The sequence below is a fragment of the Staphylococcus sp. GDY8P47P genome (genome assembly GCF_016892225.1).
Taxonomy (GTDB): domain Bacteria; phylum Bacillota; class Bacilli; order Staphylococcales; family Staphylococcaceae; genus Staphylococcus; species Staphylococcus borealis.
Genome location: NZ_JAFENV010000031.1, coordinates 49,493 through 66,161 on the forward strand (window position 1 = coordinate 49,493; position 16,669 = coordinate 66,161).

Below are 16,669 nucleotides of genomic sequence, written 5' to 3' on the forward strand. Positions count from 1 at the left end.
CTTAGCTTGTAGAATTTCTTAGTGAAATTGTCTTTGCTAGGGCCCGCATGCAAGATTGACTAGAACTGAAAAAGCTTGAGTTAAATGCCTTTCCAGTAACAGCCAACTATCGATTATTTTTAGATATAGTCTTATCTATATCGTGTCTGAATTTAATAAGGAAAGCATTATTCTTCATTAAATGAACGTGCTGCTAATTCTTTTTCATATAAATATAAAGTATTGCAGTCGTCGCCAATACGATTTAAATAATCAATGTGTGTTTCAAAAGTTGCTTCTTCTTCCACTTGTTCATCTAAGAACCAGTTTAAGAATGAGATAGTAGCATAGTCTTTATCTTTTTGAGCAATTTCAGATAAATTATAGAAACGACGTGTTACGTCTTGTTCTTGTGCTAATCCATCTTTAAATGTTTCAAGGATTGATTTGAATTCAGTTTTAGGTGCTGGAATTGATTTGAATTCAGCGTGTTCACCACGGTCATTAATGTAATCATAGATTTTTTTACCGTGGAAACGTTCTTCTTTAGCTTGTTGAATGTAGAAATTAGCGAAACCTTCATATGAAGCGTCATCACAATAAGCTGCCATTGCCATATAAGCATGCGCTGCGAAATATTCATGGTTCATTTGATCATTAAGTGCTTCTAACAAGTCTTTACTTAACATAATTAAGTCACCTCTATTAAAAATTTGTCATTTATTTTGTCTTTGTTCATAAAGAGTATAACAAATCTATTCTCATTAGTAAATAATAATTATTATAATCTAGGGTGTAACTTGTTATTTTTAATTGAGAATGTTTTTTTGTTATACCCGTTACGTGTTATAATTATTCAAGTGATTTATATGAGGAGGAAGCACATGAGACAATGGACTGCAACGCACTTAGCGAAATTGGCACGTAAGGCTAGTATCGCTGCCGGGAAAAAAGGTACTGACTTACCTGGACAAGTTGCCCGCAAAGTGGATCAAAATATATTAAGAAAATTAGCTGCAAAAGTTGATGATATCGTTTTTATTAGCGGAACGAACGGTAAAACGACTACATCTAATCTTATAGGACATACTTTAAAAGCAAATCACATTGATATCATACATAATAATGAAGGTGCGAATATGGCGGCAGGTATTACATCTGCTTTTATCATGCAAAGCACTAAAGATACTAAAGTAGCTGTCATTGAAATTGATGAAGGATCAATACCACGTGTATTAAAAGAAGTGACACCATCAATGATGATTTTTACAAATTTCTTCCGTGATCAAATGGATCGCTTTGGTGAAATCGATATAATGGTAAATAATATTGCTAAGTCTATTAGTAATAAGGGAATCAAATTGTTACTTAATGCAGATGATCCGTTTGTTAGTCGACTCAAAATCGCTAGTGATTCGATTGTTTATTATGGCATGAAAGCACATGCACATGAATTTGAGCAAAGTACAATGAATGAGAGTAAATATTGTCCTAATTGTGGCAAACTATTAGTATATGATTACATTCATTATAACCAAATTGGTCATTACCATTGTTCATGTGGATTCAAACGAGAATTACCGAAATACGAAGTGACATCATTCTCTGCATCTCCATTCTTAGGATTAAATATTGGTGATACTACGTTTAATATGAAAATTGCCGGTGACTTTAATGCTTATAATGCGTTAGCGGCATATACAGTATTAAGAGAATTAGGTCTTAATGATGATTCGATTCGAACAGGGTTTGAATCATACACATCAGATAATGGACGTATGCAGTATTTCAAACTCAATCATAAAGAAGCAATGATTAACCTTGCTAAGAATCCCGCTGGCATGAATGCAAGTTTATCTGTGGGCGAACAATTAGAAGGTAAGAAAGTGTATGTTATTAGTTTGAATGATAACGCGGCAGATGGTCGCGATACGTCATGGATTTATGACGCTGATTTTGAGAAATTAAGCGAACAAAATATAGAAACGATTATAGTAACAGGAACTCGAGCTGAAGAATTGCAACTACGTCTGAAATTGGCTGAAGTGACTGTGCCTATCATCCTTGAAAAGGATATCTATAAAGCAACAGCATTGACTATGAACTATGAAGGATTTACAGTCGCAATTCCTAACTACACGTCATTATCTCCGATGTTAGAACAACTTAATCGTTCATTTACAGGAGGGCAATAAATATGAATGAATTAACCGTTTATCATTTTATGTCAGACAAATTAAATTTATATAGTGATATTGGAAATATTATTGCACTCAAACAAAGAGCAAAGAAACGTAATATTCAATTAAATGTTGTTGAGGTTAACCAAACTGAAGGTGTGACGCTTGATAACTGTGACATCTTCTTTATTGGTGGTGGAAGTGATAGAGAACAAAGTATTGCGACTAAAGAATTAAGCAAAATGAAGACCACACTTAAAGATGCAATTGAAGATGGTATGCCAGGATTGACAATTTGTGGCGGCTACCAATTCTTAGGAACAAAATATATTACTCCTGATGGCACTGAACTTGAAGGATTAGGTATATTAGATTTTTATACTGAATCACGTACTGAACGATTAACTGGCGATATCGTCATTGAGAGTGATACATTTGGTACAATAGTTGGCTTTGAGAATCATGGTGGACGTACACATCATCATTACGGCACGTTAGGACACGTTACAGTAGGATATGGAAATAATGATGAGGATAAACAAGAAGGTATCCACTATAAAAACTTACTAGGTACCTATTTACATGGACCTATTTTACCTAAAAATCATGAAATCACGGATTATTTATTAGAAAAAGCCTGTGAACGTAAAGGTATACCGTTTGAACCTAAACAACTAGATAACACTGAAGAAGAAGCAGCTAAGCGTGTTATTATTGAACGTTCATCTAAGAATAAATAATAGTTGACTATTATTTAGTAAAGGGAGTGGGACAGAATTCTTTTTAAATTCGTTGTCCCACCCCCGCAAGGGTGACTAGAACTGAGAAAAGCTTGAATTAAGCGCCTTCTCAGTTCAGTNNCAAATTTGCAAAATAGCTTCACTATATTATTTTTGTCCCAGACTCTTATTTATTTGTCATTGTATCTACTATCTAATAATTTATAAATTAAAAGTATTTCATAAATGATATGACTTTTTATTTGATTTTGATCAAACTCTTCTAATCGCTTAACAGAAGACTTAAGTGTTGATGCAGATGAACGATGTGGTTCGAAATGATCGCTATTGACTATATTATTGACACTATGACTGATTTTAATAATTGCCATTTTTTCCTCAGGCGTAAATACTAAATGAATATGCTTAGGTAAATAAATGATATTTGACAGGTGGGTCGCAAGTAATCGGTCAATATATGAACGGTTCGAAATCTGTTTCAACCGTTTCCACTCATCTTCCTTGTTCTTATGGTAGCGTAATTCATCTTTTTGATATCCAGTTAATGTCTCAGATTTGTTAATCACACCCATTAGCTTATTTAATAAATCATTACTAGCATCTGAATCAAATTTTCCTAATAATAATTCATTACATCTTGATGAAAATAACTCATACATTTTATATTCTGATTGTGTTAGATTATCCTCAATTTGTTGGTAATATTTGGGAGGAAGAACGACAAAATTAACTAATCCCGCTGTGACCAAACCAATCAACGCTGTTAATAATCTTGAGAAGAAGTTAAAGAAATAGGCATCGTGTATACCAGGTATCATAGCAACTGATGTTAATACCGCAACGGTCGTACCAACTTGTAAATTTAATTTTGTACAAGCTAAAATCGTGAACAGTGCACTAAATGTATAGGTTAATGCTGATTGATCTCCAAAAATAAATGTAAAAATAACAGCGAATAATGCGCCAATGACTGTCGCTGGCAATCTTCTGTACCCTTTTTTTAATGATGCTTTGGCTGTAGGTTCGATTGTTACAATAGCTGTTAATATCGCAAAGATAGGAGTTAAATTAAGCATCAAACAAAATAGAGATGTTAAAAAAGTGGCTAAACCAGTTTTAATGGTTCTAGCACCAATAATTCTTTTGTACCATTTATCCATATGATAAATCCTCTCGTTGTACGAAAATAACATTAATATGTTTCTTTAATAAGTAAATTATTTTCACTTCATTTTTTGTATGTTTAGTATATCAAAATTTTTTTGGTATAATAAGATGTAATCACAATTAAAAAGGAACGGGATATTATGATTGTAAAAACAGAAGAAGAATTACAAGCCTTAAAAGAAATAGGTTACATTTGTGCTAAGGTTAGGGATACGATGCAAGAAGCTACTAAACCTGGCATCACAACTAAAGAATTAGACAATATTGCTAAAGATTTATTTGAAGAACATGGCGCTATTTCAGCACCTATTCATGATGAGAATTTCCCTGGACAAACATGTATTAGTGTAAATGAAGAAGTTGCACATGGAATTCCAGGGAAACGAATCATTCGTGAAGGCGATTTAGTTAATATTGATGTATCAGCGTTAAAAAATGGCTATTACGCAGATACTGGTATTTCATTTGTTGTGGGTGAAGCAAGTGATCCACTTAAACAAAAAGTATGTGACGTTGCATTAATGGCATTTGAAAATGCGATGGCAAAGGTTAAACCAGGAACTAAATTAAGTAATATTGGTAAAGCTGTGCATGCAACTGCACGTCAAAATGATTTAACTGTCATCAAGAATTTAACAGGACACGGCGTAGGTCAATCTTTACACGAAGCACCTAATCATGTAATGAATTATTATGACCCTAAAGATAAAACGTTGCTTAAAGAAGGGGTTGTAATCGCAGTAGAACCGTTTATTTCTTCTAAAGCAACATTCGTAACAGAAGGTAAGAATGAATGGGCATTTGAAACAAGAGATAAAAGTTATGTAGCCCAAATTGAACATACGGTTATCGTTACTAAAGATGGTCCATTATTAACGACTAAAATAGACTAATTTTAGAAGTAAATCTTTAATTGGCTAAACGTGAATAGATAAGTAAAAAGACAATTTCTAGTGAGTTTTGATACGCACCTTAATAGTTAATCTTAAAATCTAACTTTATGAGTGCATTCACTATAGAAATTGTCTTTTTTATATTTACTTTGCTTTTAAAATGCAAACGGGTTTATTTATTTTCTTAAGTGCGATTTAATGCCACTTATCAATGACTGGTATAAACGTGTGTATTCATCCGCTTGTATGTGACTCTATCGTTCATTAAGAGATGGATAATGTGACTACCAATTAAAGATATGTTAACTATGCGACCTTCACTTGTCGCAGGTAATTTAAACAGAGTCTGGGACATAAATAATATAATAATGCTATTTAGCAAATTAGCAGTAGTTGACTGAACTGAGAAGGCGCTTAAATCAAGCTTTTCTCAGTTCTAGTCACCTTTGCAGGGGTGGGACGACGAATTTAAAAGAATTCTGTCCCACTCCCATTGAAACATGTTTACTTGGTCCATTGTTGTTCAACTTTGCCAAATTTCCATATTAAATAAGAAATGAGCCAACTTGTTAAGAACAAAATGACCATAATATAACCAAAATAATCAAACTGAATATTTGCGATGAATGTCCAGAAAGCACCACTTAATTGGTATTTTTCTGCTATGATTTGAAGCAACTCTGTAGTACCGATTAACAATGCAGCGATAACTGAGATGGCAGTAATTGTAATGTTGTAATAAATTTTCCGAATAGGATTGAAAAACGCCCAATTATAGGCAGAGGTCATCAATATACCATCTAACGTATCAAGTAAACTCATGCCTGCAGCAAATAGTATAGGCAAGGATAAGATACCTATAAATGAAATTGCTTGCTGAGACGCACCAGAAGATAACGCAAGTAAAGAAATTTCACTTGCAGTATCAAATCCTAAGCCAAATAAAAAACCAAGGGGCAAGACATGCCAACTACGATTTATGAGTTTAAAGTAGGGGCCAACTAAACGAGAAATCAATCCACGTGCCTCTAATAAATCATTTAATTTATTATCATTTATAAGTTCATTTCTTAATTTTAAGAAAAGCGTAATTAAGGATACTAATATGATTAGATTCAAAATACCAATTAGAATTAAAAAACTTCCTGAAACAATTGTACCAATCATACCACCAATTTCTTGAAAATGTGGCAACACGTCTTTTGCCCATTTTACAGAAATACCTAAGAAAACAGACATAAGAAAGACGACTGTTGAATGTCCAATTGAGAAATAAAAGCCTACGCCGACAGGACTACGTTGTTGCTGTAATAATTTACGTACAGTATTGTCTATCGCAGCAATGTGATCGGCATCAAATGCATGGCGCAATCCCAGTGTATATGCGAGGATACCCATACCTAGAAGTAGATGGTTAGAATTTGCTAACCAAAGGAAACTGAAACCTAAAATGTGCAGAAAAATAACGATAAGAATGTAGGGGAGCCAATTCAGATGATGATGTGCTTGAGTCATTGATGTTACCTTCTTTCTAGAATAAATATACTTAATCATACACTTAAAAATGGTAAATATAAAATTAAGTTTATAATGAAATGAAGCAACATCGTACTAAAGTATGAGAACAAGATGGTCCCATAGCCTATGGGCGTTTATACCACTTTGAACTATAATTAAGCTTAATTAAGGACGAGGTGGTTCTATGAATTATATGGACTTATATTTAAAACATTTTCTTAAAGTGATTATTAAACGAAACATTAGTGATTATCAAATTAGTTTAGATGAAAAATTAAAAAACATTGAAAATTATATTGAATATTTAAAAGCTAAGAAAACGCAAATGAATAAGTTGATTGACAGTTTATCTGCAACATTAGAAAATAAATATATTGATATAACTAACACTTATAACATTAAACATGCTCAGGAAATTAATAATTATGAAATTGAAAGCCTTAAAAAACAACTGGATCTATTCGAAGCGTATTGTGCAAGAATTGAAGCAGATATTCATCGCTGTTCTAAAGAAAAAATTACAACTCAAGGCGAATGTGACATAATTGAACAAATGAGTATAGTAGCTTAATTAAGAGGGATAGGAGGCGACACATTGACTCGAAAATATATTTCGACAGAATTATTAATTATATTTACCGCTTTAATGATTATTGCAAATTTTTATTACATCTTTTTTGAAAAAATAGGTTATCTATTCGTATTACTTTTAGGATGTATATTAGTTTATGTAGGCTACCTTTACTTTCATAAAGTAAGGGGGCTCTTAGCGTTTTGGATTGGCGCCTTGCTTATAGCGTTTACTTTACTTTCAAATAAATATACTATTATTATTTTATTTGTCTTTCTGGTTATTGTTATTATAAGATATCTTATTTTTAAATTTAAACCATTGAAAGTAATTGCTTCAGAGGATGAAGTAACATCTCCTCAGTTTATAAAGCAAAAATGGTTTGGTGAGCAACGTACGCCAGTGTATGTGTATAAATGGGAAGATGTGCAAATTCAACATGGTGTTGGGGATATTCACATTGATATGACCAAAGCTGCGAATATTAAAGAAAATAATACAATTGTTGTAAGACATATTTTAGGGAAAATTCAGTTAGTGGTACCATTGAATTATAATATTAACTTGCACATGGCTGCTTTATATGGAAATGCATACTTAAATGGCCAATCTTATAAAGTTGAGAATAACCATATCCAGGTTGAAGAGAAGCCCAAAGAAGAAAATTATAACGTCAATATTTATGTTTCAACATTTATCGGAGATGTTGAGGTGATTTATCGATGAATCACTATTTAAGAGCTATCGGTTCAATGCTTATACTCGTCTATAGCATGTTAACCGCGTTCTTATTTATAGATAAAGTATTTGTTAATATTATCTATTTTCAAGGTATGTTTTATACACAAATTTTTGGTATACCTGTATTCTTATTTTTAAATTTAGTTATCATTTTACTTTGTATCATCGTAGGTTCAATTCTCGCATACAAAATTAATCAACAAAATACGTGGATTAAATCACAAATTGAACATGCTATAGAAGGTGAAACGGTAGGTATTAACGATCAAAATATTGAGCTTTACAATGAAACGATTGATATCTATCAAACATTAGTTCCTTTAAACCAAGAACTACATCGTCTACGAATGAAAACACAAAATTTAACTAATGAAAATTACAATATGAATGACGTTAAAGTTAAAAAAATCATTGAAGATGAACGTCAAAGGTTAGCTCGAGAGTTACATGACTCCGTTAGTCAACAACTTTTCGCTGCAAGTATGATGTTATCTGCAATCAAAGAAACAAAATTAGAGGCACCACTTGACCAACAGATTCCAGTCTTAGAGAAAATGGTTCAAGAATCACAATTAGAAATGCGTGCACTGCTACTTCATTTAAGACCTTTAGGCTTAAAAGATAAATCTTTAGGTGAAGGTATTAAAGACTTAGTCATCGATCTACAGAAGAAAGTGCCTATGAAAGTGATTCACGATATACAAGATTTCAAGGTGCCTAAAGGCATAGAAGATCATTTGTTTAGAATAACGCAAGAAGCGATTTCTAATACATTGAGACATTCTAACGGTACAAAAGTGACGGTTGAATTATTTAACCAACAAGATTATTTATTACTTCGAATTCAAGACAATGGTAAAGGTTTTAATGTTGATGAGAAATTAGAACAAAGCTATGGATTGAAAAATATGAGAGAACGTGCATTAGAAATCGGTGCGACATTCCATATCGTATCATTGCCAGATTCTGGAACAAGAATAGAAGTAAAGGCACCATTAAATAAGGAGGATGATAATTATGGCAATTAAAGTTTTGTTCGTGGATGACCATGAAATGGTTAGAATTGGGATATCAAGTTATTTATCAACACAATCTGACATTGAAATAGTTGGAGAAGGGGCGTCAGGTAAAGATGCAATTGCGAAAGCGCATGAACTTAAACCAGATTTAATTCTCATGGATTTATTAATGGATGACATGGATGGGGTAGAAGCTACTACTCAAATAAAAAAAGATTTACCTCATATTAAAGTCGTTATGTTAACAAGTTTTATTGAAGATAAAGAGGTATACAGAGCCTTAGATGCTGGTGTAGATAGTTATATTTTAAAAACAACCAGTGCGAGCGATATTGCAGATGCAGTACGTAAAACGTATAATGGAGAATCTGTATTCGAACCTGAAGTTTTAGTTAAAATGCGTAATAGAATGAAAAAACGTGCAGAGCTATATGAAATGTTGACTGAACGAGAAATGGAAATTTTATTATTAATTGCTAAAGGCTATTCTAACCAAGAAATTGCAAGTGCTTCTCATATCACAATTAAAACTGTAAAAACACATGTAAGTAATATATTGAGTAAATTAGAAGTGCAAGATAGAACGCAAGCTGTAATTTATGCATTCCAACATAATTTAATTCAATAAAAACATATAAATACAAAGTATTTTAACGAGACGCTTGCGTTGATTATTAATGAGGGAGCGGGACAGAATTCTTTTGAATTCGTCGTAACCCCAACTTGCTTAGCTTGTAAAATCACTTTCGTGATTTTTTGTGTTGGGGCCCCGCCCACCCCCGCAAGGATGACTAGAACTGAGAAAAGCTTGATTTAAGCGCCTTTTCAGTTCAGTCAGCTACTGCGAATTTGCTAAATAGCATTATTATATTATTTATGTCCCAGACTGAAGTAGTTCTAAAATGGGTAATGGAACGTAGTTGAGCGACGCCTGAGGGAGTTAGAACGATTGATGAACGTAAGTGCACACACACTTACGTAAATAGTTCTAAGATAGATTACGAAACAGAGTTGCGGAGACTCCTAGGGGAGCAGTGCTAGTCGAAGACTACAGGCTGAGACAGCACCCCAGGAAAGCGAAGCAACTTATGTGAGTGAATATCTATCTAAGATCGCCTTTAGAGGACTACAGGCACGAGCCTTGCGAGCCAACAATTCGGAGTATTGTAAATAAAGAAGCCAGTAAATGAATTTTTTTAAAACTCATTTACTGGCTATTTCTCTAGGCATGATGTCCCAGGCTCTTTTTATTTAATAAATATTACTTCTTAGTATCATCGTCGTTGTTAGTGAATTTATCTTTGATTTTCTCAGTTAATGAAGCGTCTTCTTCATTTTTATCTTCTGGATCTTTATCGACTTTGTAGTTTTCATCTTTACCAATTGCTGTTTGTTTATATTCATAAGTTGTATCTTCGTTGTAGTGGTTTTGGTTATTATCATCATGGTCTAATGCTGCTTCTTCAGGCGTTTGGCCTTTAATCACGTGTCTTTGATGTATAATTGCATTAATTTCAGCACCTATGATGATGATGAAACTTGTTAAATATAACCAAATTAAAAGGATAATAATCCCTGCGATACTGCCGTATGTTTTAGAATAGTTTCCAAAATTAGAAATATAGAAACCGAATGCGAAAGATCCAATTAACCAGATAACCGATGTAAATATCGCCCCTGGTAATACAGATTTTAATTTCGTTTTAACATTTGGCGCTACTGAGTATAGAATTGTAAAAAGAATCAAAATAATGATTAATGGAAGTACAACTCTAATTAAACTGAAAACCCATTTGACTTGATCATCTAATCCTAGGGGACCAAATAAGAAATGAGCGATAACTGAACCCATTGTTGGTAGTGCCATAGCTACTAAAAATACTACACCTAACACAATTGTAAATACAACACTTAATAACTTTAATAGAATACCGTTTCTATTATCTTCTACATCATAAGCAACATTAAATGAGTTCATGATTGAAGTCATACCATTAGAAGCTGACCAAATTGCTAAGATTAACCCGATAGATAGTAAACCACCACTTGAATTTTTAGTGACATCGCTAATGACACCTTGAATTAGACTAGACGTGTCAGCGGGTGCGTTACTTAGTAAACCAGTAATTTGGCTTTGATCTAAGTTGAATAGTGGTAATAAAGTTAATAAAAAGATCAGCATAGGGAACATAGCTAATACAAAATGATAAGTCATTTGTGCAGCCAAACCTGATGCATCATCTTTTCCTATACGATAGATTAAATATGAGAGAAAATTAGATTTCTTTGTATATTTAGCTGGTTTATTTAATCGTGATACAAAAAAGACTTGATTATCTTTTTTGGGTTCTTTAGATTGAAATTCTTGTGGTTCGACATATGTACGATCAACATTTATTTTATCTTGATTCTTCTCTTGTTCTTCTTTAATAGAGTTAAGATATTTTGAGTTCGATTTATTTTCTTTTGACATAACAATCTCCTTTGCTTTAACCACATACATAAATAAAAAGTAAAAGAAGCGGGACAGAAACCTGTTATATTAGAAGATTTCATTGTCCCGCTTTACTATGAGTGAAAATCAAAATTGATATGATTCACTTTTAGTTATTGCTTATGATCACTAACATGTTAGACGATGTAGCAATCGTAAGCAACCAATTATTGACCAATGCGGTTATTCTTACGGTTAACGAAAGTATCTTTCGCATCTTTAATTGATTTTTCTAATTCTGGATTATTACGACGAATTTCTTCAATTGTATCTTTCCAATATAAAACTTCGTCTTTAATAGAATTAAATTTAGAAGGTTTACGTGAACGATTACCTACTTTAATATCTTTTACAGATTGAACTAATGCATTACGTGTTGATTTGTCTGCTAACGTAGCAGCGCCACCAACAAGTGCACCTATTAGAATACCAGGAATTAATTTGTTTTCCATTTCATTTACCCCTCTTTCAAATTTGCATCTTTAACGATGAAATCAATTAGATTATCACAAGATGATTGTACCATTTCATATACACCTTCAAAATTATTTGTGTAGTAAGGATCTGGTACATCACTCTCTTCCATATTACTAAATTCAAGTAATTTGAACAATTTTCCTTTTAGGTTAGGATTGATGTTTTTGATATTATCAACATTACTTTGATCCATGGCAATAATATAATCAAAATCATCACTTGGTTCAAACAACTCACTAATCATACCATCAAAAGGTATATTATGGCGATTAAGAATATCTTGAGTACCTTCATGAGGAGGTTCTCCAAGGTTCCATTTGCCAGTGCCTCTTGAATAAACATTAACACCTGAAACATGTCTATCTTTCAAGCGTTGACGCATGATTGCTTCAGCCATAGGAGAGCGACATATGTTTCCAAGACATACAAATGCTATATCTACCATACTCTATTCCCCCTAATCTGTTATATATAAACCATTTTATAGTTATTTTAAAATTTTATAAAGACATAATATTACTTTATTCGATAAAAGTTTGTTAAATCGTCATACTTTGATAAAATATTGTATTAAAGAGGTGATAACGTGACTCAAAATAATAATAAAGAAATGATTGCAGAGATTAGAAAAAAGTTAAACATCGTTAATCAAGGATTATTAAATCCCGATAAATTTGAAGAAGCCAATCAACAAGATGTAGAGGAAATATACAATTTTGTAATGTCTAAAGATTCTTTTTCACCAAGTGAAGTGACAGCGATTGCTGACGAATTAGGCAACTTACGTCAAGATTAAGGAGGATGCGCATATGACTTCATTAAGTTATAACGAGAAATTACAACAATATGCAGAATTATTAGTAAAAATTGGCATGAACGTACAACCTAAACAACCTGTGCTCATTAGATCTTCAGTGGATGCTATCGAGTTGACGCGATTAATTGTTGAAGAATCTTATAAAGCAGGGGCTTCCGACGTTAAAGTTGTATATGCTGATTCTAGATTAAATAGACTTAAGTTCGAATATGAATCGGTCGATTATTTTGAACATCAAGCTGTAAAATCATATGAAGTAGATGAACGAATGGATTATGCTAATCGTGGTGCAGCTAATTTAGCTTTATTAAGCGGAGACCCTAACTTATTAAACGGTATAGATGCAGAAAAACTGAAAGCATATCAAATGAGTTATAGTCATGCATTCAAAGGTTATATGGAAGGAAGTCAAAAGAATCAATTTCCATGGGTAGTTGCAGCCTTTCCTTCTAAAGATTGGGCGAAACGTGTTTATCCAGAATTAGACGAAACAGCTGCACTGGAGAAATTTATTGATGAAGTATTTGATATCGTAAGAATTGATGGCAATGATCCTATTGAAAATTGGAAGCACCATATCGAAAACTTAAGTGTACATGCTAAACAAATGCAAGACAAAAATTATAAAGCCTTACACTATCAATCAGAAGGAACAGACTTAGTCGTTGGTCTTCCTAAAGGGCATATATGGGAGGATGCTACAAGCTATGTAAATGGTAATCAACAAGCATTTATAGCGAATATACCAACTGAAGAAGTCTTTACAGCTCCTGATCGTAATAATGTCAATGGATACGTGACGAATAAATTACCACTAAGTTATAATGGAACAATTATTGATGGCTTTACATTAACATTTAAAGATGGACAAATTGTAGATTTCAAAGCGGAAAAAGGCGAAGAGGTACTTAGAGATCTGATTAACACAGATGAAGGGTCTAAACGATTAGGTGAAGTTGCCTTAGTACCTGACGATTCTCCAATTTCAAATCGTAATACTATTTTTTACAATACACTTTTTGATGAGAATGCATCGTGCCATTTAGCTATTGGTTCGGCATATGGCTTTAATGTTGAAGGTGGTACAGAAATGACGACTGAAGAAAAAGTTGCCAGTGGCTTAAATGACTCAAATGTGCACGTTGATTTCATGATAGGTAGTGCTGATTTAACGATTTATGGAATTAAACAGGATGGCTCTAAAGAATTAGTGTTTAAAAATGGTAATTGGGCACAATAAAAATAGAAATTAATATAAAAGAGGTATAACGCATGTCAAATTCTCAAGATAATCGAAAATCAATGTCTGAATCGAAAAGTTTTAAAGCTAAGCAAGTATTTCCTCAAGACACCAATCATCATCACACAATGTTTGGTGGATCATTGATGGCTAATATAGATGAAATAGCAGCTATTACAGCGATGAAACATGCTAACGCACAAGTAGTAACAGCTTCAACAGATTCGGTTGATTTCTTAAGACCAATCAAAACAGGAGATATAACTTCATATGAAGCAATGGTCAGTTATGCAGGTACGAGTTCAATGGAAGTTTGTGTACAAATTATCATTGAAGATGTTTTAAATAAAGAAAAGCATTTAGCAGCCTTAAGTTTCCTTACTTTCGTTGCATTAGATGATAATGGGAAACCAGTCAAAGTACCAGATGTTTATCCAGAAACAAAAATTGAAAAATGGTTTTACGAAAGTGCACCTAAACGTGTTCAACGTCGTAAAGATAGAAGAGAAGAAAGTAAAAGTACTATCGAATTTTTATCAAATGCGCAACATATTGAAGAAATTTAAACTTTGTGAAGCGGCTTGTAATATAGATAGTATAGTTTAAAAGAGTAAAAATAAGCACCACATAAAATAATGTTAGAGTAAATTTATTTTATGTGGTGCTTATTATATTTGCTTGAAATGATTTAACTGAAAATATTTTCAGTATGCATTTCAATCTCATTTTTTCTGAAATCAGTGTTTGGATAGTACATGTTTTTAACTAGAACGTTAGGACCTAAACAGTGAAATGCCTCACAATGACAATTGAGTGATTGCGCTAAATCTGATGTAAGCCATTTATTAAATACGTCTGTTAATTTGTCAGTTTCAATATTTGAAATTGTACCATTTTCATCTCCGAAATCAGTCACAATCACATCGCCACTAAAGACATTAACATTCAGGCGACTACGTCCATCTGGATCATTACGTGTCGTAACATTTTTAGCATCGCGTAAACGCTGTAACAATGCTTGGTCATTGTCATCATTAATACATGGATAAATAGGTAATGTACCAAATAACATCCATACATTTTCATCTCTAATGTCTAATAAATGATGAATCGCTTGTTTCATTTCTTTTAAAGAAAGCACATTTAATTGACTTGCAAAATCTGCAGGGTACATTGGATGAACTTCATGGCGACTGCATTTCATGTCATTGACGATTTCATTGTGAATTTTATCTAAATAAGGTAATGTACTTTGATTTAACATCGTTTCAGCAGAAACAAACATACCTTGACTTGATAATGTACTTGCATTCTCTAACATCTGTTCATATAATTTTAATTTTGCTTTTAAAGGAGGTTGCTTCTTCATTGCGCCGAAACCTACATCAGTAAATTCTTGAATTGTACCCCAGTTATGAGAGATATGCATAACGTCTATGTATTCAGCTATATCTAAATAACGATCTTGCGGTAGTGTTAAATTAGAATTCATTTGAACATATATACCACGATCTTGTGCATATTTTAACAGTGGTTTAACAATGTTTTTAATTGATTTTTTTGAGAACATTGGTTCGCCACCTGTTATTGACATAGTTCGTAAGTGAGGTATTTCATCTAAACGACGATAAATGATATCCATAGGTAAAGCATCTGGATCTTTAGTTTGTAAAGTATAGCCAACAGCACAGTGACTACATCTCATATTACATAATGTAGTAGTAGTGAACTCTATATTACTTAGTGTTAACTGACCGTGTGTTTTAACATCGTTGTATGCTTCCCATGGATCGTTGTTAATTGAAATGGGTTTTTTCTGATTTGTCATCCACATATTTATTACTCCTAAACTTAAAAAAATTCCTTAATCCGTTGCAAAAGTACAGTAAACATTATTAAGATTATATCGCTTTTTGTCAAATTCTGTTAGGATAAAACTAACGTATAGTTTAATAAATATATATTAATAAGGAGAAATCGTTATGAATGAACAACAAACAATGGAACAAATTAAAACAAGATTATCAAAATTTTTAGAAGATATTGACCATGTAAATCCCGATGAAGTAAGCGTTGAAGATATAGATGAATGGATTGGATTACTAGACCAATTAGAAGAAAAAGTTAAACAAGTTTCTAAATAAATTGAAACACTTTAATCTATGTATGTTTAATATCACTTAATTTCGTCTATATAATTAGTATAATTCGAACAAGAAAGGTGATTGACTAATGGCTAAAAAAGTAGCAATTATTTTATCAAATGAATTCGAAGATATCGAATTAACTAGCCCTAAAGAAGCAATTGAAGAAGCTGGTTTCGAAACTGAAATTATTGGTGATACTGCAAATGCAGAAGTAGTAGGTAAACACGGTGAAAAAGTTACTGTTGATGTAAGTATTGCAGATGCAAAACCAGAAGATTACGATGGCCTACTTATTCCTGGTGGATTCTCACCAGACCATCTTCGCGGTGATGCTGAAGGTCGTTATGGCACATTTGCTAAATACTTCACTAAAAATGATGTGCCAGCCTTTGCGATTTGCCACGGCCCTCAAATTTTAATCGATACAGATGACTTAAATGGACGCACACTTACTGCTGTATTAAATGTACGCAAAGATTTATCAAATGCAGGTGCAAATGTCGTAGACGAATCAGTTGTAGTTGATAATAATATCATTACAAGTCGTACACCAGACGACTTAGATGATTTTAATAGAGAAATTGTTAAACAACTTCAAGCATAAATTTTATTGTTTCATAGACTTAAAACTAATTTGAAACATGCATGTTGCTATAAAGCAAATGTGTAAGTTATAGAACTGAGAA

At 32.7% G+C, this 16,669-nt stretch carries 19 protein-coding genes; 12 read left to right on the forward strand and 7 right to left on the reverse strand.

Features of this window, described 5'->3' with window-relative positions; genetic code table 11:
- Positions 1-167 precede the first annotated feature (167 nt).
- Positions 168-668, reverse strand: coding sequence for an H-type ferritin FtnA (gene ftnA / locus JVV30_RS11390; protein ID WP_053030378.1), 501 nt, complete (start codon positions 666-668; stop codon positions 168-170).
- A 195-nt stretch (positions 669-863) separates the two neighbouring features.
- Here ftnA and murT point away from each other — a divergent pair, with 195 nt between their 5' ends.
- Together murT and gatD are read left to right on the forward strand one after the other, a co-directional pair.
- Entirely contained in the window at positions 864-2,174 is a 1,311-nt protein-coding gene (murT, locus tag JVV30_RS11395) for a lipid II isoglutaminyl synthase subunit MurT (protein ID WP_070855033.1), read from the forward strand.
- A 2-nt stretch (positions 2,175-2,176) separates the two neighbouring features.
- Positions 2,177-2,899 carry a lipid II isoglutaminyl synthase subunit GatD gene (gene gatD / locus JVV30_RS11400; protein WP_053030376.1) on the forward strand — a complete coding sequence of 241 codons (723 nt, stop codon included), beginning with the start codon at positions 2,177-2,179 and terminating at the stop codon, positions 2,897-2,899.
- Positions 2,900-3,069: 170 nt separating this feature from the next.
- On the opposite strand, the gene JVV30_RS11405 is transcribed toward gatD, so the two are convergent.
- Positions 3,070-4,059, reverse strand: a complete 990-nt coding sequence (locus JVV30_RS11405) for an FUSC family protein (RefSeq protein WP_053030375.1) — start codon at positions 4,057-4,059, stop codon at positions 3,070-3,072.
- Positions 4,060-4,206: 147 nt separating this feature from the next.
- Between JVV30_RS11405 and map the strand changes: the two genes are divergently transcribed.
- The gene (gene map / locus JVV30_RS11410) at positions 4,207-4,959 is read left to right on the forward strand and encodes a type I methionyl aminopeptidase (RefSeq protein ID WP_053030374.1); all 753 of its coding nucleotides are present in this window, start codon (positions 4,207-4,209) and stop codon (positions 4,957-4,959) included.
- Positions 4,960-5,463: 504 nt separating this feature from the next.
- On the opposite strand, the gene JVV30_RS11415 is transcribed toward map, so the two are convergent.
- Complete coding sequence (locus tag JVV30_RS11415; protein ID WP_141763596.1) at positions 5,464-6,474, reverse strand: HoxN/HupN/NixA family nickel/cobalt transporter; 1,011 nt, start codon at positions 6,472-6,474, stop codon at positions 5,464-5,466.
- Positions 6,475-6,661: 187 nt separating this feature from the next.
- Here JVV30_RS11415 and JVV30_RS11420 point away from each other — a divergent pair, with 187 nt between their 5' ends.
- From JVV30_RS11420 to vraR, 4 genes are read left to right on the forward strand one after another with little or no spacing between them, the layout of a single operon-like run.
- Positions 6,662-7,048: a hypothetical protein gene (locus tag JVV30_RS11420; protein ID WP_070855031.1), complete on the forward strand. Its 387-nt coding sequence runs from the start codon at positions 6,662-6,664 to the stop codon at positions 7,046-7,048.
- A gap of 24 nt (positions 7,049-7,072) precedes the next feature.
- Positions 7,073-7,774 (forward strand): cell wall-active antibiotics response protein VraT, encoded by a 702-nt coding sequence (gene vraT / locus JVV30_RS11425; protein ID WP_053030371.1) that lies wholly within the window; start codon positions 7,073-7,075, stop codon positions 7,772-7,774.
- Positions 7,771-8,817 carry a sensor histidine kinase VraS gene (gene vraS, locus JVV30_RS11430; RefSeq protein ID WP_053030370.1) on the forward strand — a complete coding sequence of 349 codons (1,047 nt, stop codon included), beginning with the start codon at positions 7,771-7,773 and terminating at the stop codon, positions 8,815-8,817. Before vraT ends, vraS begins: the two co-directional genes overlap by 4 nt.
- Positions 8,807-9,436, forward strand: coding sequence for a response regulator transcription factor VraR (gene vraR / locus JVV30_RS11435; protein WP_070855030.1), 630 nt, complete (start codon positions 8,807-8,809; stop codon positions 9,434-9,436). The genes vraS and vraR overlap by 11 nt, the downstream gene beginning before the upstream one ends.
- Positions 9,437-10,069: 633 nt before the next feature.
- Here the strand turns inward: vraR and JVV30_RS11440 are convergent.
- The 3 genes from JVV30_RS11440 to JVV30_RS11450 all read right to left on the reverse strand — a co-directional run bounded on the left by JVV30_RS11440 (position 10,070) and on the right by JVV30_RS11450 (position 12,224).
- Positions 10,070-11,281, reverse strand: a complete 1,212-nt coding sequence (locus JVV30_RS11440) for a YihY/virulence factor BrkB family protein (RefSeq protein WP_070854239.1) — start codon at positions 11,279-11,281, stop codon at positions 10,070-10,072.
- Positions 11,282-11,469: 188 nt separating this feature from the next.
- On the reverse strand, positions 11,470-11,754 hold the full coding sequence (locus JVV30_RS11445) for a YtxH domain-containing protein (RefSeq protein WP_070854237.1): 285 nt from the start codon (positions 11,752-11,754) through the stop codon (positions 11,470-11,472).
- 5 nt (positions 11,755-11,759) lie between these two features.
- A complete protein-coding gene (locus tag JVV30_RS11450) occupies positions 11,760-12,224 on the reverse strand; it encodes a low molecular weight protein-tyrosine-phosphatase (protein ID WP_053030366.1) in 465 nt (154 codons plus the stop codon).
- 141 nt (positions 12,225-12,365) lie between these two features.
- On the opposite strand from JVV30_RS11450, the gene JVV30_RS11455 reads away from it, so the two are divergent.
- The 3 genes from JVV30_RS11455 to JVV30_RS11465 are packed head-to-tail and all read left to right on the forward strand — an operon-like array spanning position 12,366 to position 14,402.
- Positions 12,366-12,575, forward strand: coding sequence for a DUF1128 domain-containing protein (locus JVV30_RS11455; RefSeq protein ID WP_075108584.1), 210 nt, complete (start codon positions 12,366-12,368; stop codon positions 12,573-12,575).
- A gap of 13 nt (positions 12,576-12,588) precedes the next feature.
- Positions 12,589-13,836, forward strand: a complete 1,248-nt coding sequence (locus tag JVV30_RS11460; RefSeq protein ID WP_204194263.1) for an aminopeptidase — start codon at positions 12,589-12,591, stop codon at positions 13,834-13,836.
- Between the two features lie 32 nt (positions 13,837-13,868).
- Positions 13,869-14,402 carry an acyl-CoA thioesterase gene (locus JVV30_RS11465; RefSeq protein WP_053030364.1) on the forward strand — a complete coding sequence of 178 codons (534 nt, stop codon included), beginning with the start codon at positions 13,869-13,871 and terminating at the stop codon, positions 14,400-14,402.
- Between the two features lie 122 nt (positions 14,403-14,524).
- Here the strand turns inward: JVV30_RS11465 and yfkAB are convergent, their stop codons facing one another.
- The gene (yfkAB, locus tag JVV30_RS11470; protein WP_176747930.1) at positions 14,525-15,664 is read right to left on the reverse strand and encodes a radical SAM/CxCxxxxC motif protein YfkAB; all 1,140 of its coding nucleotides are present in this window, start codon (positions 15,662-15,664) and stop codon (positions 14,525-14,527) included.
- Between the two features lie 154 nt (positions 15,665-15,818).
- On the opposite strand from yfkAB, the gene JVV30_RS11475 reads away from it, so the two are divergent.
- Together JVV30_RS11475 and JVV30_RS11480 are read left to right on the forward strand one after the other, a co-directional pair.
- Positions 15,819-15,980, forward strand: coding sequence for an SE1561 family protein (locus JVV30_RS11475; RefSeq protein WP_107630250.1), 162 nt, complete (start codon positions 15,819-15,821; stop codon positions 15,978-15,980).
- An 88-nt stretch (positions 15,981-16,068) separates the two neighbouring features.
- Positions 16,069-16,587, forward strand: coding sequence for a type 1 glutamine amidotransferase domain-containing protein (locus JVV30_RS11480; RefSeq protein ID WP_204194265.1), 519 nt, complete (start codon positions 16,069-16,071; stop codon positions 16,585-16,587).
- Positions 16,588-16,669: the final 82 nt, after the last annotated feature.